Annotated in this window: 19 protein-coding genes; 8 read left to right on the plus strand and 11 right to left on the minus strand. The window is 70.1% G+C overall.

Annotation, left to right across the window (positions count from 1 at the left end; translation table 11 throughout):
* The first annotated feature begins 95 nt into the window (after positions 1-95).
* From ACFY1E_RS06305 to ACFY1E_RS06315, 3 genes are all read left to right on the plus strand, one after another.
* Positions 96-797 (plus strand): GntR family transcriptional regulator, encoded by a 702-nt coding sequence (locus tag ACFY1E_RS06305; protein ID WP_389072098.1) that lies wholly within the window; start codon positions 96-98, stop codon positions 795-797.
* Positions 794-3,226, plus strand: coding sequence for a dolichyl-phosphate beta-glucosyltransferase (locus tag ACFY1E_RS06310; protein ID WP_389072101.1), 2,433 nt, complete (start codon positions 794-796; stop codon positions 3,224-3,226). Before ACFY1E_RS06305 ends, ACFY1E_RS06310 begins: the two co-directional genes overlap by 4 nt.
* A gap of 179 nt (positions 3,227-3,405) precedes the next feature.
* On the plus strand, positions 3,406-4,056 hold the full coding sequence (locus ACFY1E_RS06315; protein WP_115906817.1) for a hypothetical protein: 651 nt from the start codon (positions 3,406-3,408) through the stop codon (positions 4,054-4,056).
* 11 nt (positions 4,057-4,067) lie between these two features.
* Here the strand turns inward: ACFY1E_RS06315 and ACFY1E_RS06320 are convergent, their stop codons facing one another.
* Complete coding sequence (locus tag ACFY1E_RS06320; RefSeq protein WP_389072104.1) at positions 4,068-4,358, minus strand: hypothetical protein; 291 nt, start codon at positions 4,356-4,358, stop codon at positions 4,068-4,070.
* A gap of 188 nt (positions 4,359-4,546) precedes the next feature.
* Here ACFY1E_RS06320 and ACFY1E_RS06325 point away from each other — a divergent pair, with 188 nt between their 5' ends.
* Positions 4,547-5,404 (plus strand): NAD(P)H-binding protein, encoded by an 858-nt coding sequence (locus ACFY1E_RS06325; RefSeq protein ID WP_389072106.1) that lies wholly within the window; start codon positions 4,547-4,549, stop codon positions 5,402-5,404.
* 57 nt (positions 5,405-5,461) lie between these two features.
* Here ACFY1E_RS06325 and ACFY1E_RS06330 read toward each other — a convergent pair whose 3' ends face one another.
* Positions 5,462-7,288, minus strand: coding sequence for a bifunctional metallophosphatase/5'-nucleotidase (locus ACFY1E_RS06330; protein WP_389072108.1), 1,827 nt, complete (start codon positions 7,286-7,288; stop codon positions 5,462-5,464).
* Between the two features lie 157 nt (positions 7,289-7,445).
* Positions 7,446-8,729 (minus strand): adenylosuccinate synthase, encoded by a 1,284-nt coding sequence (locus ACFY1E_RS06335; protein WP_389072110.1) that lies wholly within the window; start codon positions 8,727-8,729, stop codon positions 7,446-7,448.
* Between the two features lie 195 nt (positions 8,730-8,924).
* Here ACFY1E_RS06335 and ACFY1E_RS06340 point away from each other — a divergent pair, with 195 nt between their 5' ends.
* The gene (locus tag ACFY1E_RS06340) at positions 8,925-9,752 is read left to right on the plus strand and encodes a diacylglycerol kinase family protein (protein ID WP_389072113.1); all 828 of its coding nucleotides are present in this window, start codon (positions 8,925-8,927) and stop codon (positions 9,750-9,752) included.
* Positions 9,753-9,968: 216 nt separating this feature from the next.
* Here ACFY1E_RS06340 and ACFY1E_RS06345 read toward each other — a convergent pair whose 3' ends face one another.
* Genes ACFY1E_RS06345 through ACFY1E_RS06355 form a run of 3 tightly spaced genes read right to left on the minus strand, consistent with a single transcriptional unit; the run spans position 9,969 to position 12,771 of the window.
* Entirely contained in the window at positions 9,969-10,592 is a 624-nt protein-coding gene (locus tag ACFY1E_RS06345) for a Uma2 family endonuclease (protein ID WP_389072115.1), read from the minus strand.
* Positions 10,593-10,627: 35 nt separating this feature from the next.
* On the minus strand, positions 10,628-11,392 hold the full coding sequence (eutC, locus tag ACFY1E_RS06350) for an ethanolamine ammonia-lyase subunit EutC (RefSeq protein ID WP_389072117.1): 765 nt from the start codon (positions 11,390-11,392) through the stop codon (positions 10,628-10,630).
* Positions 11,389-12,771 carry an ethanolamine ammonia-lyase subunit EutB gene (locus tag ACFY1E_RS06355; RefSeq protein WP_389072119.1) on the minus strand — a complete coding sequence of 461 codons (1,383 nt, stop codon included), beginning with the start codon at positions 12,769-12,771 and terminating at the stop codon, positions 11,389-11,391. The genes eutC and ACFY1E_RS06355 overlap by 4 nt, the downstream gene beginning before the upstream one ends.
* Positions 12,772-12,930: 159 nt before the next feature.
* On the opposite strand from ACFY1E_RS06355, the gene ACFY1E_RS06360 reads away from it, so the two are divergent.
* Positions 12,931-14,442: an APC family permease gene (locus ACFY1E_RS06360; RefSeq protein ID WP_389072121.1), complete on the plus strand. Its 1,512-nt coding sequence runs from the start codon at positions 12,931-12,933 to the stop codon at positions 14,440-14,442.
* Here the strand turns inward: ACFY1E_RS06360 and ACFY1E_RS06365 are convergent, their stop codons facing one another.
* Positions 14,443-14,940, minus strand: a complete 498-nt coding sequence (locus tag ACFY1E_RS06365; protein ID WP_389072124.1) for a GbsR/MarR family transcriptional regulator — start codon at positions 14,938-14,940, stop codon at positions 14,443-14,445.
* Positions 14,941-15,023: 83 nt separating this feature from the next.
* On the opposite strand from ACFY1E_RS06365, the gene ACFY1E_RS06370 reads away from it, so the two are divergent.
* Both ACFY1E_RS06370 and ACFY1E_RS06375 read left to right on the plus strand, forming a co-directional pair.
* Positions 15,024-15,923 carry an ATP-binding cassette domain-containing protein gene (locus ACFY1E_RS06370; RefSeq protein WP_389072126.1) on the plus strand — a complete coding sequence of 300 codons (900 nt, stop codon included), beginning with the start codon at positions 15,024-15,026 and terminating at the stop codon, positions 15,921-15,923.
* A complete protein-coding gene (locus ACFY1E_RS06375; protein ID WP_389072128.1) occupies positions 15,920-17,488 on the plus strand; it encodes an ABC transporter permease in 1,569 nt (522 codons plus the stop codon). The genes ACFY1E_RS06370 and ACFY1E_RS06375 overlap by 4 nt, the downstream gene beginning before the upstream one ends.
* 10 nt (positions 17,489-17,498) lie before the next feature.
* Here ACFY1E_RS06375 and ACFY1E_RS06380 read toward each other — a convergent pair whose 3' ends face one another.
* The 4 genes from ACFY1E_RS06380 to ACFY1E_RS06395 all read right to left on the minus strand — a co-directional run bounded on the left by ACFY1E_RS06380 (position 17,499) and on the right by ACFY1E_RS06395 (position 21,593).
* Positions 17,499-18,092, minus strand: coding sequence for a Uma2 family endonuclease (locus ACFY1E_RS06380; RefSeq protein WP_389073338.1), 594 nt, complete (start codon positions 18,090-18,092; stop codon positions 17,499-17,501).
* A gap of 86 nt (positions 18,093-18,178) precedes the next feature.
* Positions 18,179-19,384 carry a cytochrome P450 gene (locus ACFY1E_RS06385; protein ID WP_389072130.1) on the minus strand — a complete coding sequence of 402 codons (1,206 nt, stop codon included), beginning with the start codon at positions 19,382-19,384 and terminating at the stop codon, positions 18,179-18,181.
* 9 nt (positions 19,385-19,393) lie between these two features.
* Positions 19,394-19,927: a GNAT family N-acetyltransferase gene (locus tag ACFY1E_RS06390; RefSeq protein ID WP_389072133.1), complete on the minus strand. Its 534-nt coding sequence runs from the start codon at positions 19,925-19,927 to the stop codon at positions 19,394-19,396.
* An 88-nt stretch (positions 19,928-20,015) separates the two neighbouring features.
* On the minus strand, positions 20,016-21,593 hold the full coding sequence (locus tag ACFY1E_RS06395; RefSeq protein WP_389072135.1) for a hypothetical protein: 1,578 nt from the start codon (positions 21,591-21,593) through the stop codon (positions 20,016-20,018).
* Positions 21,594-21,607: the final 14 nt, after the last annotated feature.

A 21,607-nucleotide genomic window follows, 5' to 3' on the forward strand; every position in this document is an offset into this window, starting at 1 on the left:
ACGCGGATAAACAGCCGGAGGGCGAACGCGTAAGGTGGCGTGCTCGTAGATAGATACGTGCACGCCATCCGACGCGACGAGGAGACGCCCGACACATGCCCGGCAGCAGCGGCAACGGCTCCGTGACCCGCAGCACCCTGCGGCAGCAGATCGCCGACGCGCTACGCGACGAGGCCCTCGCGGGGCGGCTCCAGCCGGGTCAGGAGTTCACGGTGAAGGAGATCGCCGAGCAGTACGGGGTCTCCGCGACGCCCGTGCGCGAGGCGCTCGTCGACCTGTCCGCGCAGGGGCTCCTCGACGCCGACCAGCACCGCGGCTTCCACGTCCACGAGTACTCGCTCGCCGACTACCGCGGCATCATCGAGGCCCGCAGCCTGGTCACCGACGGCATGTTCATCGCCCTGGACCGGGACCAGGACCGGTTCCCGCCGCACGACGAGTCCCGTGCCGTCGCCGCCCTCGCCGGGGTCCGGCGGCGCGGCGAGGAGGCGCAGCGGGCCTCGCTGGCCGGCGACCTCACCGTACTGATCGGCTACGACCTGCGCTTCTGGCACGAGCTCGGCAGCCTCTTCGGCAACCCCTATCTGGCCGACTTCCTGCACCGGCTGCGCGTCCAGTCCTGGGTGTGCGCGGTGCAGCACCTACGCCGGCTGTCCGATCTGCGCGGCGCCCTGTGGTCCGGCCACACCGATCTGGTCGACGCCCTGGCCAAGCGGGACACCAGGACGGCACGGGCGATCGTCGCCTCGTACAACGAGCACTCGCTGGCCCTCGTCGAGCGGCTGGCGGACGAGTGAGCAGGCCGGCCAGGGGCACGCCTGCCTGGGCCGTGGACCTCACCGTCGTCATCCCCGCCTTCAACGAGGAGCAGCGCCTCGGCCCCACCCTCGACGCCGTCACCCGCTATCTGCGCGAGAACGAGGGCCACTGGGGCGAGTGGGAGGTCGTCGTCGCCGACGACGGGTCGACGGACGGCACCCGGGACCTCGTCACGGGCCTGAAGGAGCCCCGCGTCCAGCTCGTCACCAGCCCGCACCACCGCGGCAAGGGCAACGCCCTGCGCCTGGGCGTCGCCGCCTCCCGCGGGCGGCGCGTGCTGGTCACGGACGCCGACCTCGCGGCCCCGATCGAGGAGCTGGAGCAGCTCGACAAGGCGCTCAGCGAGGGGAACGCGGCGGCGATCGGGTCCCGTTCCGTGCCCGGCGCGACGATCGGGGACCGTCAGCACCCGGTGCGCGAAGTGCTGGGCCGCGCCGGGAACTTACTCATACGCCGTACGACGGTGCCGGGCATACGGGACACCCAGTGCGGCTTCAAGCTGTTCGAGGGCGACAAGGCCCGCGAGGCCTTCGCCGCCTCCCGGATCAACGGCTGGGGCATCGACGTCGAGGTCCTGCGGCACTTCCACCGCGCCGACTGGCAGGTCGCCGAGGTCCCCGTCCACTGGTCCCACCGGCCCGGCTCGAAACTGCGCCACCTCGACTACGTCCGGGTCCTCGCCGAACTGGCCCGGCTGCGCGCCCGCACCCTGCGCCCCGCCGACCTCTTCGCCGTGCTCCTCTTCCTGCTCATGTCGATGGCCCTGTACTCGGGCCGCCTCTTCGACCCGGACCACCGCTATCTCCCCGACTCCCTCCAGGACCAGAACCAGTGGGAGTGGTTCTTCGACGTCACCGCCCACAACCTGGCCCACCTGCACAATCCCCTCTTCTCCGATCTGCAGGGCTTCCCCGACGGCGTGAACCTCATGGCCAACACGGTCATGCTCGGCCTCACCGTCCCCTTCGCCCCGCTCACCCTCCTGGCGGGCCCGGCGGTCTCCCTCAGCGTCGTGATGACCCTGGGCCTCGCCGCCACCGCGGCCGCCTGGTACCGGCTGATCGTGAAGCGGGTCGTACGACGGCGGTCCGCGGCCTTCGTGGGCGCCTCGCTGGCCGCCTTCGCACCGCCCATGGTCAGTCACGCCAACGCGCATCCCAACTTCGTGGTGCTGTTCATGATCCCGCTGATCATCGACAGGGCGCTACGGCTGTGTACGGGCGCCCGGGTGGTGCGGGACGGCGTGGTCCTGGGCCTGATGGCGGCCTACCAGGTCTTCCTCGGCGAGGAGCCCCTGCTGCTCGCGGCGATCGGCCTGGTACTGTTCGCCGGCGCCTACGGCGCGGTCCGCAGGGATGTGGCGCAGCAGGCCTGGCGACCGCTCCTCAAGGGGCTCGGGATCGCTGCCGCGGTCTGTCTTCCCCTCCTCGCGTACCCCCTGGTCTGGCAGTTCACCGGCCCGCAGAGCTACGCGCACATGCCGCACGGCGACAACTCGGCCAACAGCCCCCTCGCCCTGCTCTCCTTCGCCGAACGCTCCCTGGTCGCGGGCAACGCCCGGCGCGCCAACGCCCTCTCCCCCAACCCCACCGAGCAGAACGCCTTCTACGGCTGGCCGCTGGTCCTGCTCGCCTTCGCGATCGTCGTACGGCTGTGGGAGCAGGCCCTGGTCAGGGCGCTGGCGGTCACCGCGGTCGGCGCGGCGCTGCTCTCGCTCGGCCCCGAGTTCCGCATCCCGATGACGGACAAGGTCTACCCGGGCCCCTGGGCGCTCCTCGCCAGGCTGCCGCTGTTCGAGTCGGTCATCGAGGGCCGGGTCGCGATGATCTGCGCCCCCGCCCTCGGCATGCTGCTCGCCCTCGCCCTGGACCGGCTGACGGCGACCCGTAGCGCGGGCACCCAGTACCTCGGCCTGCTCGGCGTCTGCCTGGCCCTGCTCCCGCTGGTCCCGGCCCCGCTGAAGACCGTCGAACGGCCCGCGACGCCCGCGTTCTTCACCACCGGGGCGTGGCAGCCGTACGTCCGCAAGGGCGAGTCCCTCGTCACGGTGCCGCTGCCCGACGCCGGCGACGCGGAGGCGCTGCACTGGCAGCAGCAGGCCGGCCTCGACTTCAAGCTGCCCGGCGGCTACTTCAACGGCCCCTACGGCGCCGACCGCACCGGCATCTACGGCGCCTCCCCCCGCTACACCTCCGACCTGCTGAGCGACATCCGCGACACCGGCGTCGTCCCGAAGCTCGACGCGACCTGGCGGGCGCAGGCCCGGCGCGACTTCGCGTACTGGAGGGCGAGCGCCCTGGTGGTGGCCCCCGGACCGCACGAGGAGGCCCTGTGCAGGGCCGTCACGGAACTTGTGGGCCGGGACGGGAAGTGGGTGGCCGGGGTGTGGGTATGGGACCTGCACTAGGCGCTCCGCCGGCTGTACCGATGTGCGGCTCCGCCGCGGGGCCCTGCGCCCCGAAGGGGCGCGGGGAACTGCGCGACCGGCCACGACGAAGCCGCACGATTCTGTCGCCCCGCGCGGAGCGCTCCCGCAGCCGTACCGATTACCCTGCCTTGACCGACTTGCCGTGTGAGGAGCCTTCTTTGGCCTGTGACCTGTGGCTGGTACCGCTCGTCGACGTGTTGTGCCACACCCCCGACAATCCGTTCGCCGAAGAACTCGCGCAGTACAACAACGTGCTCGCCGCCGCCGGACTGCCGCCGGTGCCGGTGTACCAGTACATGCCGGGCCTGTCCGGCGAGGTGGCCCCGGTGGCCGGCTTCGACTACGACGCGCTGCACTTCCTGCGCCGGGTCTACCTGCTCCAGGTGTGCGGGCTGCCGGTGACACCGGTCGACGAACTGGGCGGCGACTACGAGCAGTTGCTGGAGATGTTCGAGGCGACGGCCCAGCAGTCGCACCTCGTCTGGCACTACGACCACGCGGGCGCCTACGTCCCCGTGGACTTCCCCCAGCCCCTGTCGAACGACGAACTCCTCGCCGGCGGCGGCCCGCTGGGCTCCGCCCAGGCCCTGCTGCGCGAACTGGAATACGTGGCCCCGTCGATCGGCATAGATCCGGCCAACCCTCCGGCGCCGCCCGAGCCACCACGCGCCCCCACGGAGCTGGAGGAGCCCGCCGTCCCCGCGCCGTACGACCCCAGCCCCTTCGCCCGCGAACGCCATGTGTGGCTGGGCCTGCACGCGGCGGCGACGCGGAGCCTGGCGCAGGGGTCGATGATCGTCTTCAGCTAGGGTGCACGCGGTCAGTGCACCTGGGAGAGGCCCTTCTCGACGTCTTCGAGGTTCATCAACGGGGTGTAGTCGATCCTGGCCCCCAGGTTGAGGAAGAACGGCTCGCTGATGACGGGTATCTGGGAGACGTCCTGGAGGTCGAAGACCAGGAAGGCGGTGCGTTCGCCCTCGTCGGCGGTGAAGTAGGCGGCTTCCGGCTTGATCTGCTCCACCGACGACTGGATCATCTTCCCGAGGGTGCCGTTGCGGATGGCCTCGTTCGACTTCTCCGTGTCGAAGTGCGCCCTGAGCAGTACACGCATAGCTCTCACCTTCTTCTGGTCGACGCACACGTGTACAGCTCCACCGTATGCCCGACTTGCACTCCATGCCCTGTTATGCACAGTTGGTGCTCTCCCGTACTCCCCGGGGAGCAGAACGGCTGCATCCCCGCGTGCGACGCGGCGTGCGGCCGGTGCGCGCAGGCTGGGCACGACGAGAGGGGACGGCGATGATCCTGGTGACCGGGGCGACGGGGCATGTGGGCGGCGAACTGGTACGACGGCTGGCGGCCGCCGGCCATCCGGTACGGGCGATGACCCGCCGCCCGCATGAGGCACGGCTCCCGGCCGGCGTCGAGGCGGTGTACGGCGACGCGGACGACCCGGCGAGCCTGGACGCGGCGTTCGCGGGGGCGAGAGGGGCCTTCCTGATGTCGGCGCAGGGCGTCGGCACGGCCCCCGGCCCGACCCATGACCTGGCCCTCGCCGAGGCGGCGGCGAGGGCGGGGATCCGACGCGCGGTGAAACTGTCCGTCCTGGACGGGGGCGCGGGCTCCGACGTGATCGCCCGCTGGCACGCCGAGGCGGAGGCCGCGGTGACGGACCCCTCCCGGGACTGGGCGTGGACCCTGCTCCGCCCCGGCCGCTTCATGTCGAACGCCCTGCAGTGGGCGGGCCGACTCCGCGCGGGCGACGAGGTGGCGGTCCCCTTCGCCGACCGCCCGGCGGCGAGCATCGACCCGGCGGACGTGGCGGACATCGCGGCTCTGGCCCTGACGGGCGACGGACACGCGGGCGCCGCCTACGAGTTGAGCGGCCCCGAGTCCCTCACCCCCGCGGACGAACTGGCCGTCCTGGGCGGGACGTTGGGCCGCGACCTGCACCTGCGCCCCCTCCCCGACGAGGCAGCCCGCGCAGGCATGTCCGCCTACGGCTTCCCACCGGAGGTCGTCGACGCCATCGTGCAGCGCACACGGCAGAGCGACCGGGGTGCGGAGGTCCTGCCGACGTTGGAGAAGCTGCTCGGCCGACCGGCACGGACGTTCGCGGAGTGGGCTCGGGCGCATGCGGCGGCGTTCTCGCGATGAGGCGCGCGAGGGGGCGCCCGGCGAACGGGCGCCCCCTCGGCCAGGGTGCGGGAAGACCTAGGAGAACACCGCCGTACCGTCCTGCGTCAGCCTCCAGTTGGTGACCGCGAAGTCCGCCGGGTTCAGTGTGCCCTTGGACGTCACGTAGTCGATCATCAACTGGCGGATCTCGTTGGTCGAGCTGTAGGCGATGTCGGCGGTGGCGATGTGCGGGTAGCCGGAGCCGCCGTTCGCGCGGTAGTTGTTGACCGCGACGACGAAGACCTGGTCGTCGGCGACCGCCTTGCCGTTGTACGTGAGGTTCTTGATCCGCGAACCCTCCGCCTGCGCGATGTCGATGTCGTACGAGACGCCGGCGGCCGTGTCGTACATGTAGTCCCAGAAGTTGTTGGCGTTGGTCAGCGTCGCGGTGTCGACCTTCGTGCCCGACGGGACCTGGTGGTAGTACTTCGCCGCGAACTCCAGGTAGTCCTTCAGCTGGGCGCCCGTGAGCTTCTTGCCGTAGAGCGTGTTGTCGTAGATGTAGAGCCCGGCGATGTCCTTGATGGTCACGCTCCCGGCCGGGATGTCGGCGGTGCGGCTGAACGGCGCGGCGACCGAGATCAGGGGCAGCGCGGCATCGCTCGCCGACAGGCCCGCCTTCACCGTCTGCATCTGGACCTCGTGGATGAAGTCCATGATGGGGACGTCCTTCCAGCAGGACTCCGCCGCCGAGAGGTCCTGGGTGCAGGTGCCCACGGCCGTGTTGACGTACTTCACCACGAGGTCGTGGTCGGCCTTGAGGAGCTTGGTGATCTCCGGGTCCTCCTCGACGCCCTTCGGGTCGAGGGTCTGGGCCGTCTTCTTCGTCACCTTCCACTGCCCGTGGTGCAGTTCGAGCTCGAAGTCGAAGACGGTGAGACGGTAGCCCCAGCAGTACGGCTCGGAGAGCAGGACGTCCTCGCCGGTCTCCTCGTTCTTGACGATGTACGAGGAGACCTCCTTGTGCGTGTGGCCGACCAGGATCGCGTCGATGCCGGGGACCTGCTCGGCGACGAGGTTGGAGGCGTTCTCGACGTACGGCAGGGAGTCGCCCCACGACGTGGAGCCGTCGAGGCCCGAGTGGTCCGTCAGGAAGACCACGTCACAGCCCAGCGCACGCAGCCGCGGCACGTACTTCTTCGCCTGCTCGACCAGCCCCGGGAAGACCATCTTCCCGTTGACGTTGTCCTTGTCCCAGAGCGCGATACCGGGGTTGGTCAGGCCGAGGATGCCGACCTTGATGTCGGGGGCGCCGGGGACGCAGATGCGCTTGACGGTGTACGGGTGGAAGGCCGGCCGCAGGGTCTTCGCGTCGAGGGCGTTCGCGCCGAGCAGCGGGAAGTGACACTGCTTCTCGAACTTGCGCAGGGTCTCGATGCCGTAGTTGAACTCGTGGTTGCCGAGGGCGGCGGCGTCGTAGCGCATGTGGTTCATGGCGACGGCCATGGGGTGCTTGGGCCCCTTCCTGCCGTCCTTGCCGGTGATCGGGTCGACCCGCGCGAAGTAGTACGCGAGCGAGGTGCCCTGGATGATGTCACCGGCGTCGACGAGCAGGACGTGCTCCTCGCCCTTGGCCTCGCGCTGCTGCTTGATGAGGGTGGCGACGCGGGCGACACCGACGGAGTTGCCGGCCTTGTCGCTGTAGGCGGCGTCCTTGTAGTAGTCCCAGTCGAAGACGTGGCTGTGCAGGTCGGTGGTGCCGAGGATGGAGAACGTCCACGTCTTGGGGGCCTTGGCCTTCTCGGGCGTGCGGTCGGCGGCCTGGGCGGGTGCGGCCGCGACCGTCCCCGCCGCGGCGACGGCCGCCCCGGTGACGGCCGACTTCTTGACGAACTCCCGGCGGTTCAGCGGGCTGACGGGCATACGGGGCTCCTGGTCATGGAGAGGAACTGGAGGAAAGCGCGGCGGGACTACCCGCGTAGATAGTTGCGCCCCTCTAGTTACATCCGGAACCAGGAACAAGCCATGGACCGGTCAAGGAAGTCCATGACCGGCCCAACAGCTGGCGGGCATACGGGATTTACAGGAACGAATTGATCTCGATCGTCTCGTCCCGGCCCGGGCCCACGCCGATCGCGGAGATCGGTGCGCCCGACATCTCCTCGAGCGCCTTGACGTAGTTCTGGGCGTTCTTCGGGAGGTCGGAGAACGACTTCGCCTTGGTGATGTCCTCGGACCAGCCGGGCAGGGTCTCGTAGACCGGCTTCGCGTGGTGGAAGTCCGACTGCGAGTACGGGAGTTCCTCGACGCGCTTGCCGTCGATCTCGTACGCCACGCAGACCGGGATCTCCTCCCAGCCGGTCAGGACGTCCAGCTTGGTGAGGAAGAAGTCGGTCAGGCCGTTCACGCGGGTCGCGTAGCGGGCGATGACCGCGTCGAACCAGCCGCAGCGGCGGTCACGGCCGGTCGTCACGCCCCGCTCGCCGCCGATGCGGCGCAGCGCCTCGCCGTCCTCGTCGAAGAGCTCGGTCGGGAAGGGGCCGGAGCCGACGCGGGTCGTGTAGGCCTTGAGGATGCCGATGACCCGGCTGATCTTCGTGGGGCCCACGCCCGCACCGGTGCAGGCGCCGCCCGCGGTGGGGTTCGAGGACGTCACGAACGGATACGTGCCGTGGTCGATGTCGAGCAGCGTGCCCTGGCCGCCCTCGAAGAGGACCACCTTGTCCTGCTCCAGCGCCTGGTTGAGGACGAGGACCGTGTCGGCGACGTACGGGGCGAGCTTGTCGGCGTAGCCCAGCAGCTCCTCGACCACCTGGTCGATGGCGATCGCGCGGCGGTTGTAGAGCTTGGTGAGGATCTGGTTCTTGACGTCGAGGGCCGCCTCCACCTTCTGGGTGAGGATGGACTCGTCGTAGAGATCCTGTACCCGGATGCCGACGCGGTTGATCTTGTCCGCGTAGGTCGGGCCGATGCCGCGTCCGGTGGTACCGATCTTGCGCTTTCCGAGGAAGCGCTCGGTCACCTTGTCCACCGTCACGTTGTACGGCGTGATGATGTGAGCGTTACCGCTGATCAGGAGCTTGGACGTGTCGACGCCGCGCTCGTTCAGCCCGTTCAGCTCGGAGAACAGGACCGACGGGTCGACGACGACACCGTTGCCGATGACCGGCGTGCAGCCGGGGGAGAGAATCCCGGAAGGGAGCAGGTGAAGGGCGTACTTCTGGTCGCCCACGACTACCGTGTGGCCGGCGTTGTTGCCGCCCTGGTAGCGCACCACGTAGTCGACGGATCCGCCTAGCAGGTCCGTCGCCTTTCCCTTGCCTTCGTCACCCCACTGAGCACCGAGCAGCACAAGTGCGGGCACGCGCGTACACCCCTTCCGGGCGGGGCATGTCCAAGGTCAGGGGCGTACGCGTAAGGTTCACCGCCGCGTGCACCGCGGCCGTCGTTGGCCGCAAACCGTCGGACCGGATGCCCCGGAATAGACGAAGCCCCTGGCGCAATAGCGCAAGGGGCTCTTGCACAAAGATGCTACCCGAGGAAGCGAGGCAGGACCGAGGTGGTGACTTCCGCGACTTCCGATCAGCTGTTGGTGGTCATCGACCCGGTCGCCCGGCGGACCGACGGGGAGTCGGTACGCATCGCAAAAGACGTGCTCAGCGCGGGTGCGCACGCCAAGGTGTGCCTGCCGGAGAGTCCGGAGGAGTTCGCCCGGGCCCTGGCCCGCCGGGGGTCGCGGCGGCCGGTGGTGGTGGGCGACGACCGCGCACTGGTCCGGGCGGTGTCCGTTTTGCACCGGCGGCGGGAGCTGGCCGGATGTGCGCTGTCGGTGGTGCCGGTGGGCAGCCTGCTGTCGGTGGCTCGTTCCCTGGGGGTCCCCACGGGGGCGGTGGCGGCGGCGCGGGCGGTCCTGGACGGGGCCGAGCGGCGCCTGGACCTGCTGGTGGACGACAGCGACGGGGTGGTCCTCGGCGCCCTGCACATCCCTCCGGTGACCGGGCACACCCCGTCGGTGGAGGCGGGCCGCCCCTGGCTGCGCACGGCCCAGTCCTTCGTACGCACCCTGGTCCCCGCCCGCGAGACGACGGTCCCGGCACCCCGGGCCGCCCGGCTGCGGGTGGAGGTCGACGGCGTCACCGTGCTGGACCTGGACCAGCCGGTGGAGGCGGTGTCGGTGACGCCGGGTGACTCGGGGGTGGCCGAGGTCGAGGTACGGCCCCTGTCGGTGGGCGCGGAGGCCACGCCGGTACGGGCCCAGGGACGCACCGTGAGCGTGTCGGGGGCGGACTTCCGCTACCGGGCGGACGCGGGCGTGTGGGGGCCGGTGCGGAGGCGGACGTGGACGGTGCGGGAGGGGGCGCTGGGGCTGGTGCTGCCTGGGGCATGAGCGGGGAACCGGGGTCAGGCCGAGGGCGGGGGCCGGGGCCTACGAGGGCCTGCTGGAGGTTCCCTCCGGTTTCGGGGCTTCGTCACCCGCTGGTGACGCTCGCGGAGAAGGCGGGGGTCACGGTGCGGTGGCCGGAGCGGAGCGAGGTGGAGGGGCGGGCGGAGGGGGTGCGGCAGCCGGTGTCCGGAGCTTCGGGGGTATGGCCGGCTGAGCACGTCAGGCCTCGGGCTGCCCGTCGACTTCCTCCTTGGGGGCCCGGAAACCAGTGGTGTCGAGGGCGCACCCGAACGGGTCCGGGATGTAGATCTTTTCGCCGAAGGGCTTGGTGAAGCGGGCCTCGTATCCTTTTGCCGACGGGGAGCTGTAGACGATGGCCAGCTCCGCCTGCATGTCGAGTACCAGGTAGACGGGGACACCTGCCTCGGCGTAGACCCCGACCTTGTCGGTCAGGTCGTCTTCCCGGGTGGATGGAGAGGTGAGCTCGGCGACGAAGGAGAGGGCTTCGCCGTCCAAGTGGTTGCTCGTGTGCCGACTGACGTTCCGGTGCGCAGCGTGGATGTCGGGGCCATAGGCACGCTCGGAGCCCGGGAACACAAAGAGGAACGGGGCGGCGCTGATCCGGTGCCCCTCGGGAAGGTGCGGTCGCAGCTGCTCGCACACCTCCTCCATGACGTCGTAGTAGTAGGCCTTCGACCACGGCGACACGACGATACTCCCCCTGATGATCTCGGCCTTGTAGCCGTCGGGCACGTGCAGTTCGTCGAGGAGGTCCAGAAGCTCCTCGAAAGCGCTGCGGGGCTCAGTGCCGCTTATCACCAGTTGCTCTGCCATGAGTGTCATGATGCGCCCTCCCCTTGATGCGGACCAGCCGCAACTCAGGGTAGCCGCTCGGTCACCATTGCCTGATCGGATTCGTCCTTCAGCCCCACCCCGGTGACCCCCAGCTCCCGCCCCCTCCCCATCAGCCCCGCCAGCTTCCCCGCCGCCCCCTCGTACGTCAGCCCCAGCGGCGGCCGGATGTTGCTCAGGCAGTTGCGGTCGGCGTCCGTCGTCACGCCCGGGACCGGCCGGTACGTCAGATACGCCCCCAGGGAGTCCGCCGCCGACATGCCCGGGCGCTCCCCGACCAGGACGACGACCATCGTCGCGCCCATCGCGGACGCGATGTCGTCACCCAGAGCAACCCGCGCCTGTTCCGCCAGCACCACCGGTGCGACGCTCCACCCCGGCAGCCGCGCCACCGTCTCCCGCACCACCGCCGCCGCATGCTCGTGCACCGCCCGGCTGGACAGCCCGTCCGCCACCACGAAGACCACGTCCCAGTCGCCGGCCGGGAGATGCGCCCGGTCCGTCGCGTCCAACCGCCGCCCCAGATCGGGCCGTTGCAGATACGTCAGCCGGTCGCGCGCCGCACTGCGCACCCGTACCGTCGGCATCCCGCCCAGCCCCGCCGCGACCGCCTCCGGCTCGAACGGCGAGTGCACCGCGTCCCGCGCCGCCGCGTGCGCGGTCTGGAGTTCGAGGCGGTGGCGGGTCGGCAGCGCCGAGCCCGCGCGGCCGAGCCCGATACGCGCCTGGGTGTGCCGGCGCATGGTGGCCCACAAGTCACCTGCCGGTACAGCAATCTGAGTCTCCGTCATGCCGCCAGCTCCCTTCCGATCGCGGTCAGCGGATGGGACGCCACCTCGCGGATCCCGCCCCGCTCGTCCAGCAGTCCGCTCGACTCCAGCCAGGCCTCGAACTCCGGTGCCGGGCGCAGCCCGAGGACCTCGCGGAGGTACAACGCGTCGTGGTACGAGGCCGACTGGTAATTGAGCATGATGTCGTCGCCGCCCGGCGTGCAGATCACGAAGGACGCGCCCGCGACGCCGAGCATCGTCAGCATGGTCGCGACGTCGTCGTCATCGGCGTCCGCGTGGTTCGTGTAGCAGATGTCCAGGCCCATGGGCAGGCCGAGCAGCTTGCCGCAGAAGTGGTCCTCCAGGGCCGCCCGGAGGATCTGGCGGCCGTCGTACAGGTACTCCGGGCCGATGAAGCCAACCACCGTGTTCACCAGCAGCGGGTCGTAGCGGCGGGCCACCGCGTAGGCCCGTGCCTCCACCGTCTGCTGGTCCACCCCGTGGTGCGCGTCCGCCGACAGCGCGCTGCCCTGGCCGGTCTCGAAGTACATGACGTTGCGGCCGACGGTCCCCCGGTCCAGGGCGAGCGCCGCCTCGTACGCCTCGTCGAGCAGGCCCAGCGTCACGCCGAAGGAGGCGTTCGCCGCCTGCGTGCCCGCGATGGACTGGAAGACCAGGTCCACCGGTGCACCCCGCTCCATCAGGTCCACGCTCGTCGTGACATGGCACAGGACGCATGACTGGGTGGGGATCGCGTACCGGTCGATCACTCCGTCCAGCAGCTCCAGCAGCTCCCTTACCGCCTTCGGGCTGTCGGTCGCCGGGTTGATGCCGATCACCGCGTCGCCGGAGCCCAGCAGCAAGCCGTCGAGCAACGCCGCCGCCACTCCCGCCGGGTCGTCGGTCGGGTGGTTCGGCTGCAACCGCGTCGCGAGCCGCCCCGGCAGCCCGATCGTCGAGCGGAAGGCGGTGACCACCCGTACCTTCCGGGCCACGGCCACCAGGTCCGCGTTCCCCATCAGCTTGGACACCGCCGCGACCATCTCCGGCGTGAGCCCGGGGGCCAGCGCCGTCAGCGCCTGGCCGTCCGCCGCCAGCAGCCACTCCCGCAGCTCTCCGACCGTCAGCCCGGCCACCGGCGCGAAGGCGGCCGCGTCATGCGTGTCGAGGATCAGCCGGGTCACGTCGTCGCTCTCGTACGGGATCACCGGCTCGGTCAGGAAGGTCGCCAGCGGCACCTCCGCAAGGGCCCAGCGCGCGGCCACCCGCTCCCGGGCGCTGCCGGCGGCGAGCCCGGCGAGACGGTCGCCGGAGCGCTCGGGGCTCGCGGCGGCGAGCAGGCGCGCGAGGGAGTCGAAGCGGTGGCGCTCGCCGCCGAGGGTGGCCGTGTAGGTGCTCATGCCGGCGACCGTACGAGGGGCGTGTTGCCGCCAGATTTCCTGACGTTTCTAAAGGTCTGGTTGACAAACATTTAACGCCCCGACACCCTTGACCGACTCATTCGGGCTACAGAGTTCCGGTCCAGTACAGCAACGGACCACCAGGAGAGGGGCCACCCGATGGCAGTGGATGAGGGCGTCGCCCCGGCGACGAAGACGGACGGCGACGGCACGGTTCACCGGCTCAAGCCCAACGCCGTGGGCCTGCTGGGGGTGGTCTTCATGGCCGTCGCCACCGCGGCCCCGATCACCGCGATGACGGGCAACGTTCCCTTCATGGTGTCGTCAGGCAACGGCATCGGGGCACCCGCGAGCTATCTCGTCGCAATGGTCGTCCTGGCAATCTTTTCCATCGGCTTCACCTCGATGGCGAAGCACATCACGTCTACGGGCGCCTTCTACGGCTTCATCTCCTACGGTCTCGGACGCACCGCGGGGCTCGCGTCGGGCCTCCTCGCGACCTTCGCGTACGCCGTGTTCGAGCCCGCATTGATCGGCATCTTCTCGACCTTCGCCACCGGAACCCTCAAGGACCAGACGGGCCTTGACATCCCGTGGTGGGCCTTCGCGCTGCTGATGCTCGCCGTCAACGCGACGGGCACCTGGTTCGGCGTCTCGGTCGCCGAGAAGCTCCTCGTGGTCCTGCTCGGCACCGAGGTGACGGTCCTCGCGGCGATGGCGATCTCGGTCGCCCTGCACGGCGGCGGCCCGCACGGCTTCACCTTCGGCCCGGTCAACCCGATCAACGCCTTCAAGGGCACGAGCGCCGGCCTCGGCCTGTTCTTCGCGTTCTGGTCCTGGGTCGGCTTCGAGTCGACGGCGATGTACGGCGAGGAGTCCCGCGACCCGAAGCGGATCATCCCCAAGGCCACGATGATCAGCGTCCTGGGCGTCGGCGTCTTCTACGTCTTCGTCTCCTGGATGGCCATCATCGGCAACGGCGAGACCGAGGCCGTCAAGGTCGCCTCGTCGGCGAACCCCCTCGCCCTGTTCTTCAACCCCACCGAGCACTACGTCGGCCACTGGGCGGTCGACCTCATGCAGTGGCTGATGATCACCGGCTCGCTCGCCTGCGGCATGGCCTTCCACAACTGCGCCGCCCGCTACATGTACGCGCTGGGCCGTGAGGGCGTCCTGCCGTCCCTGAAGAACACCATCGGCCGCACCCACCCCCGGCACGGCTCCCCGCACATCGCGGGCCTGGTGCAGACGGTGGTGAGCGCCGTACTGATCCTCGCGTTCTGGGCCACGAGCAAGGACCCGGCCAACGCCCTCTACGTCCTGCTCGCCATCCTCGGCACGATGGCGATCCTGATCGTGCAGGCGGTCTGCTCCTTCGCGGTCCTCGTCTACTTCCGCAAGAACCACCCCGAGAGCCGGCACTGGTTCAGGACGTTCACCGCCCCGCTCGTCGGCGGCATCGCGATGCTCGCAGTGGTGCTGCTCCTGGTGTCCAACATGAGCGTCGCGGCCGGCTCGGAATCCGGCTCGCTGCTGCTGAAGGCGACACCGTGGCTGGTGGCCCTGGTCGCGGCGGCGGGCATCGGCTATGCGCAGTACCTCAAGCGGCGGTCGCCGGAGCGGTACCAGCTGCTGGGCCGCACGGTCCTGGAGGAGACCAAGGAGCGGTAACTACCCGTCCCCGAACACCCGTTGGCGGTGCACCCGCCACCGCTCCATCATGGCCGCGACCTCGCCCTCGACGAACTCGAAGAAGGCGAGCGTCTCGGCCATGCGGCGTCCTGCGGGGGTGTCGGCGCCCAGGCTGCTGACACCCTCCCGCAGGGCCCCCTCCCACCGCTTGATGAGGGCCTCGCGGTTGGTGAGGGCCTCGTACCACTGGTCGCCGTGCACCCGGTAGCGCTCGCGGCGCGAGCCGGGCTCACGCTCCCGCGAGACCATGTGCGTCATGGTCAGATAGCGCACCGCCCCGGAGACCGCGGCGGGGCTGATCTGCAGCTGCTCCCCCAGCTCGGCGGAGGTCATCGAGCCCTCGTCGGAGGAGAGCAGGGCGGCGAAGACACGGGCGGGCATCCGCTGCATCCCGGCCTCGACCAGCTGCGCCGCGAAGCTCTCCACGAACTTGGAGACCGCCTCCGGGTCCCTTCCCGCCGCCTTCGACTCCGTCATGGTCACCACCCTAACCGGGCTTCATAGTCTTTATACCCTTCCTTAACTTCACAAATTTCTGAAGGAAGCGTACGTTCTGAAGCATGACGAAGGCAATCAGCGTCTCCGGCCTCCACAAGTCGTTCGGCCGCACCCGGGCCCTGGACGGCCTCGACCTGGAGGTGGAGTCCGGCGAGGTCCACGGCTTCCTCGGCCCGAACGGCGCCGGCAAGTCCACCACCATCCGCGTGCTGCTCGGCCTGCTGCGCGCCGACTCCGGTGCCGCGCAGGTGCTGGGCCGCGACCCGTGGCAGGACGCGGTGGAGGTGCACCGCAGGATCGCGTACGTCCCGGGGGACGTGACCCTGTGGCGGAACCTGTCCGGCGGCGAGGTCATCGACCTGTACGGCCGGCTGCGCGGCGGGCTGGATCCGTCCCGCCGGGCCGAGCTGATCGAGCGCTTCGAGCTGGACCCCACCAAGAAGGGCCGTACGTACTCGAAGGGCAACCGCCAGAAGGTCGCCCTGGTGGCCGCCTTCGCCTCCGACGTGGACCTGCTGATACTGGACGAGCCGACGTCGGGCCTGGACCCGCTGATGGAGGAGGTCTTCCAGCGCTGCGTGGAGGAGGAGCGGGAGCGCGGCCGTACGGTGCTGCTGTCCTCGCACATCCTCAGCGAGGTCGAGGAGCTCTGCGACCGCGTGAGCATCATCCGCAGGGGCCGGACGGTGGAGAGCGGTTCGCTGGCCGACCTGCGCCATCTGACGCGGACGAGCGTGACGGCCGAACTCGCCGGTCCGCCCGACGGGTTGGCGCAGCTGCCCGGCGTGCACGACCTCGACGTACGGGGAAGGCGGGTACGGCTGCAGGTCGACACTGACCAACTGGGCTCCGTGCTGAGGAAGTTGAGCGAGACGGGCGTACGGTCCCTGACCTCGACCCCGCCCACGCTGGAGGAGCTGTTCCTGCGCCACTACCAGGACGAGGAGGTGGCGGCGCGATGACGTCGTTCGCGGGCACGGGTGTGCTGCTGCGCTTCTCGCTCCGCCGCGACCGGCTGATCATCCCGGTCTGGGTCGGCGTGAACGCGCTGATGGCCCTCTCCATGCCGAACACCCTGAAGAACCTCTACGGCACCCCCGCCGAACGCGCCGACCTGACCCACCAGGTGGCGGCCAACGCCTCCTTCCGCGCACTGATCGGCCCCGTCTTCGACACCTCGATCGGTGCGCTGACGGCCTGGCGCGTCGGGGTGTACGCGGGTGCGCTGGCCGCCGCGACGAGCCTGATGGTCGTCGTACGGCACACTCGGGACGAGGAGGAGAGCGGGCGGCAGGAGCTGGTGGCGTCCGGGACGGTGGGCCGCAGGGCCTCCCTGACGGCGGCCCTGCTGGCGGCGGGAGTCGCAAATGCCGTACTGGCAGTGCTGGTTGCTGCCGGTCTGGCGGGCCAGGGGGCTGTGGGCGCGCTGTCCTTCGGGCTCGGGCTCGCGGCCGTCGGCATGGTCTTCGCGACGATGGCGGCGATCGTCGCCCAGCTGACGGAGAGCGCGCGACTGGCCCGCGGGCTGACCGCGGGCGTCCTGGGCGCGGCCTTCGTGCTGCGCGCGGCGGGCGACGCGGCGACGGACGACGGCTCCTCGGCCCTGACCTGGCTCTCCCCGCTCGGCTGGCTGGAGAACCTGCGGCCGTACGCCGGCGAACGCTGGTGGGTGCTGCTGCTGTTCGCGGCGGCGGTGGGACTACAGGCCTTCGTCGCCTACGAGTTGGCGGGCCGCCGGGACGTCGGCATGAGCTTCCTGCCGACGCGCCCGGGACCCGCGTCCGGCCGCCTGGACTCGGCGGGCGCGCTGGCCTGGCGGCTGCAACGGGGCGCTGTCACCGGCTGGTCGATCGCCTTCTTCGTCGTGGGCGTCGTCTACGGCGGCCTGACGGACGGGGTGACGGACCTGGTCGGCGACAACGAGAACGCACGGAAGATCTTCGAGCGGATGGGCGGGCAGAGCGGCCTGACGGACGCCTTCCTGGCATCGATGATCGGGATGATGGGTCTCGTCGCGTCCCTGTACGTCGTGTCGAGCGTGCTGAGGCTGTACGGCGAGGAGACCTCGGGGCGGGCGGAGCCGGTGCTGGCGAACGCGGTGGGACGACTGCGGTGGGCCTGCGGCCACTTGGCGGTCGCGTTCGGCGGGGCTGTGTTGATCATGCTCCTGACCGGCCTGGGCTTCGTCGTGGGCTACGGCAAGGAGGCGGGGCCGATCCTCGGGGCGTGCCTGGTGCAGGTGGCCGCGGTGTGGGTGATCGGCGGGGTGGCGGTCCTGATCTACGGCGTGTTCCCGCGGGCGGCGACCGCGGCGTGGGGCGTCGCGGGGGCGGTCCTGCTGATCGGCTGGGTGGGCCCGGCGCTGGATGCTCCGCGGGTGCTGCTGGACCTGTCGCCGTTCGGGCATCTGCCGAAGCTGCCGGGTGAGGGGATGGAGTGGGGGTCGGTGGCGCTGCTGACCGTGCTGGCGGTGGTGCTGGTGGGTGCGGGACTTACGGGGTTGCGGCGGCGGGACATGACGGCCTGACGCGAACCGCTCAGTCGACGTACTGCTTGATTTCCTCGGTGTCGAGCTTGATACCTACCGGATCGGGGAGGTTGACCTTTTCGCCGAGCCGGGACACGTGGATGTCGCGGTAGCCGACCTCCGGATGCGGATTGCTGTACACGAGAACCGAAAGGTTGTCACGGTCGATCAGCAAGTAGACGGGGATACCCGCCTCCGCATACGCCCGCGGCTTCTCCACGCGGTCGCGGTTGTGGGTGTCCGAGTCGTACGACGTGATCTCGACTGCCATCAGAACGCCGTGAGGTTCAGCCCAGTCGCCCTGCCCCACGAAGTGGTCGACTGGTGCCAGCACACCGTCGGGCCGCGCCCGTCCCTTGCGGTAGGCCTCCACCTTCAGGCCCTGCAACGGATTGAGATCGAGCTCGGGCCGAGCACGCATGCACTGACGGATCAGCCACATCGTGATCGTCCCGTGGTTGCCGTTCGTCACCTTCTTGAGTCCGATCCGTCCGTCGATGAATTCGAACCTGACGGTCTCGTCCTCCCGCTCGGCGAATTCGGCGATCCGCTCGAACATGTCGACCGACAACTGAGACGACGCGAGTTCTGCCATAACCGTCATGGTGCCTCCCTTCGCAGGCAGGCACCAGCTTGACGAGTCGTTCACGACCATCGCTCGGAGTTGGTCGTGATCAGCCAAACGGGTGATCACCTCACCGCGACACTCAGCCCCTCCAACCCCCGGATCACAAAGTTCGGCTTCCGCTCGGGTTCCGCCGCCAGGCTGAGCTTGGGGGCCTTCTCCAGCAGTGCCGTCATCGATGCCGCCAGCTCGATCCTCGCGAGGGGCGCCCCGATGCAGTAGTGGATGCCGGCGCTGAAGGAGATGTGCGGGTTGTCCGTGCGGGTCAGGTCGAGCTGCTCGGGGTCCCGGAAGACCTCCGGGTCGTGGTTGGCGGAGCCGAAGAGCATGGCGATCTCGGCGCCCCGCGGGATGACGGTCCCGTCGATCTCGATCTCGTCCAGCACCCAGCGCTCGAAGAGCTGGAGCGGGGTGTCGTAGCGCATGAGCTCTTCCACGGCGGTGGGGACGAGGGAGTGGTCCGCGCGCAGGGCGGCGAGCTGCTCCGGGTTCCGGAAGAGGGCGTACCAGCCGTTCACCGTGGCGTTGACGGTCGCCTCGTGGCCCGCGTTGAGGAGCAGGACGGCGGTGGAGATCATCTCCTGCTCGGTGAGGCGGTCGCCCTCGTCATGGGCGGCGATGAGCCCGGAGATGAGGTCGTCGCCGGGGGTCCGGCGCCGCTCGGCGATCAGCTCGCGGAGGTAGTCGGAGAACTCGACCGAGGCCTGTACGGCCTTGCGGGCCGTGTCCTCGGAGGGGTTCAGCTCGTACATCCCGCAGATGTCGGCCGACCACGGCCGGAGAGGGGCCCTGTCCGCTTCGGGGATGCCCAGCATCTCGGCGATGACGGCCACCGGCAGCGGCTCGGCGACATCGCTGAGCAGGTCCCCGCCGCCCTTCTCGACGAGCCGGTCCACGAGCTCCCCGGCGAGGTTGCTGACGTACGGCTTGAGCTGCTCGACCGTCCGTGGCGTGAACGCCTTCGACACCAGTCGCCGGATCCGGGTGTGGTCCGGGGGCTCCAGGTCCAGCATCCCGTGGTCGTTGAGGGTGTGGAACGGCTCGTGTTCGGCGGGCGGCGCGGTCCGCCCGAAGTCCTCGTGCGTGAACCGGTGCTGGTACGTCCGCCCGAGCCGCCGGTCGCGCAGCAGCGCGGAGACGTCCGCGTGGTGCGGGACGAGCCACTGGTTCGTGGGCTCGTAGTGGTGCACGCGGCCCTTGGCGCGCAGCTCTGCGTAGGCGGGGTAGGGATCGGCCAGGAACTCCGGGTCCCACGGGTCGAAGGCGGTCATGGACGGACGCTAACCCGGCATCCGCCCGCCTGACCAGGGATGTCTGTCCTCCGGCACGAGGTGGCGCCGGTACCAGGTGCCCGGCTCACCGCCGATGTGGGCCGGGTCGGCCGGGCCGACCGGGACGAAACCGGCCTTGGTCAGCACCTTCTGGGACGCCACGTTCCGGTGGGCGGTGGCCGCCCGCAGGGTGCGCAGCCCGTGCCGGTCCGCCGCCAGCCGGCACAGCTCCAGCACGGTCGCGGTCGCCACGCCCCGGCCTGCGACATGCTGCGCGACCCGGTAGCCGAGCTCTGCGCTGTGATCTTCGATGTCGACCAGATTGAACCGGCCGAGCACCGAACCGTCCTCCGCGACGAGCACGTGGAAGGCGCAGATGCCGGCCTCCTGCTCGGCCAGCAAGGCGTCGTACCGCTCGGTGAAGTGCTCGAAGTAGGCGTCGCCGCGGTCGGTGATCGAGGCGGCGAAGTAGGCGCGGTTCGCCAGCTCGAAGGCCAGGACCGCCGGGGCATGACCGGCCTGCAGCCGTTTCAGCTCGGGCATCTGCCCGACCCTACTCAGGCGGTGCGCCGGGGCCACCGTATTTTCCACCGGCGGCCCACGACGACACCATGCGCCGGCACCGACGGCCTCAGCCGACGGCGTACGCCCGGTACACCGTCTCCACCGAGCGGTCCCCGGCGGCGTCGGTGACCTCGGAGCGCAGGGCGACGGCCCCGGAGGCGGGGTTGTGGACGGACGCCTGCCAGATCGAGCCGACGTGCTTGACGGTCGCCGCCTGCCAGCTCCTGCCGCCGTCGGCGGACGACCAGACCCGGACGGACTTGGCGGTCACCTCGGTGAACCTCACGTCCGGCCCCTGGGAGCCGCGCCCGGCGCTCACGTCGACCGTGGTGGTGCTGTTCGCCGCGGCCTGGTTGCGGCTGTTCAGCCCGGTGGGCAGGAAGCGGGTCAGGAAGACGGGGGCGACGATCGCCTTGTTCGGGTCGGCCACCTTGAAGTGCCAGTCGAGGGTGGCGCGGGACGACAGCATGCCGGAGGGGAAGGTGATGCCCGGACGGTAGCGGTGGGCATCGACCGTCAGGCGGTACCAGCCGGCCGAGCGGATGCCGGCGGAGAACACCGGGTCGCCGCCCCAGTTGGTCAGCGTCTTCTTCTTGATGGTGGTGCTGCCCTTGGACAGGACCACCGTCTCCTTCGTCGGGTCGGCCCCGCTGGTGCCGACGTCCGGGTCGCCGATCAGGGCGTCGGCAACGAAGCAGACGGACTTGTGCTCGACGAATGGCAGGAAATGCATCGGACTCCACACGGCCCGCCCGAAGGACTGCGTGAAACTCTGCCCCGCCTTCAGCGTCCTGACCTTCGGGAAGCCGCCGCCTACGTCGTCGCCGTTGCTCGCGAAGATGTCGTCACGCGGCTGCCAGGTCCCGGGCGTCACATGGACGGTGGCGCTGTACGGGGCGTTGTCGTCGCGGACCGTGGCTATCAGGTCGGTGGTGCAGTCGTCGGTCTTCGGCTGCGCCTGGAGCGCGGTGTCGTGCTGACGGGCCATCTGTGTTCCGCTGCGTACCGAGAAGCGCATCGTCGCCAGCTTCGACCGCTTGAACGACCCGCCGGGCGCGGCCGGAATACCCGTGGTGTTCTTCACGGCGACATAGCTGTCGTTACCCGACCACTGCGCCAGATACCCGAACTGCAGCAGCCTGGACGAGTTCGGGATGGCGTAGAGGCCCCCCTCGTCGTTCCAGCCGCCCGCGCTGTCGGCGGAGGGCATGTTGCTGACGGCGGCGCACACCTGCGCGCTGATCCGCGGCGGGGCCGTCACGTCGGCGGGGGCGTCGAGCGACACCTTGACCGCCTTGCCCTTGCGCGCGTCGAGCGTCACGGACTTGCTGCCCGAGACCTGCACGACCTGCGCGCCGATGGTGTCGGTGCCCAGGCCCTCCGTGCCGTGCTCCCAGATGTCGGTCATCGCGATGTAGCGCCCTGCCGGCAGGCTGATCCGCTTGCCGGACTGCACGCTGTACGACTGCCCGGACGGCACGGCGACGACGGTGACCGTCGTCGAGACCTTGGCGCCGTGCCGCCCCAGCGTGGTGACGGCCAACGAGGCCGAGGCCGCCTCCGCGGAAGCGGCAGAAATACCGGAAGCGACCAGCGGCACCAGCGCGGCCACCCCGACGAACCCGAGCGATCTTCGTCGCACCATCATCCTCAAGTCCC

Origin of the sequence: Streptomyces sp. NPDC001604, assembly GCF_042893475.1 — a bacterium.
Taxonomy (GTDB): domain Bacteria; phylum Actinomycetota; class Actinomycetes; order Streptomycetales; family Streptomycetaceae; genus Streptomyces.

What these genes read in the sequence shown, in the direction of transcription:
- ACFY1E_RS06385 (WP_389072130.1), bottom strand. Translation starts at nt 19,384, where the DNA reads ATGACCGCCTTCGACCCGTGGGACCCGGAGTTCCTGGCCGATCCCTAC.
- ACFY1E_RS06325 (WP_389072106.1), top strand. Translation starts at nt 4,547, where the DNA reads ATGATCCTGGTGACCGGGGCGACGGGGCATGTGGGCGGCGAACTGGTA.
- ACFY1E_RS06380 (WP_389073338.1), bottom strand. Translation starts at nt 18,092, where the DNA reads ATGACGGTTATGGCAGAACTCGCGTCGTCTCAGTTGTCGGTCGACATG.
- ACFY1E_RS06365 (WP_389072124.1), bottom strand. Translation starts at nt 14,940, where the DNA reads ATGACGGAGTCGAAGGCGGCGGGAAGGGACCCGGAGGCGGTCTCCAAG.
- ACFY1E_RS06305 (WP_389072098.1), top strand. Translation starts at nt 96, where the DNA reads ATGCCCGGCAGCAGCGGCAACGGCTCCGTGACCCGCAGCACCCTGCGG.
- ACFY1E_RS06370 (WP_389072126.1), top strand. Translation starts at nt 15,024, where the DNA reads ATGACGAAGGCAATCAGCGTCTCCGGCCTCCACAAGTCGTTCGGCCGC.
- ACFY1E_RS06320 (WP_389072104.1), bottom strand. Translation starts at nt 4,358, where the DNA reads ATGCGTGTACTGCTCAGGGCGCACTTCGACACGGAGAAGTCGAACGAG.
- ACFY1E_RS06390 (WP_389072133.1), bottom strand. Translation starts at nt 19,927, where the DNA reads ATGCCCGAGCTGAAACGGCTGCAGGCCGGTCATGCCCCGGCGGTCCTG.
- eutC (WP_389072117.1), bottom strand. Translation starts at nt 11,392, where the DNA reads ATGACGGAGACTCAGATTGCTGTACCGGCAGGTGACTTGTGGGCCACC.
- ACFY1E_RS06395 (WP_389072135.1), bottom strand. Translation starts at nt 21,593, where the DNA reads ATGGTGCGACGAAGATCGCTCGGGTTCGTCGGGGTGGCCGCGCTGGTG.
- ACFY1E_RS06355 (WP_389072119.1), bottom strand. Translation starts at nt 12,771, where the DNA reads ATGAGCACCTACACGGCCACCCTCGGCGGCGAGCGCCACCGCTTCGAC.
- ACFY1E_RS06345 (WP_389072115.1), bottom strand. Translation starts at nt 10,592, where the DNA reads ATGACACTCATGGCAGAGCAACTGGTGATAAGCGGCACTGAGCCCCGC.
- ACFY1E_RS06330 (WP_389072108.1), bottom strand. Translation starts at nt 7,288, where the DNA reads ATGCCCGTCAGCCCGCTGAACCGCCGGGAGTTCGTCAAGAAGTCGGCC.
- ACFY1E_RS06360 (WP_389072121.1), top strand. Translation starts at nt 12,931, where the DNA reads ATGGCAGTGGATGAGGGCGTCGCCCCGGCGACGAAGACGGACGGCGAC.
- ACFY1E_RS06375 (WP_389072128.1), top strand. Translation starts at nt 15,920, where the DNA reads ATGACGTCGTTCGCGGGCACGGGTGTGCTGCTGCGCTTCTCGCTCCGC.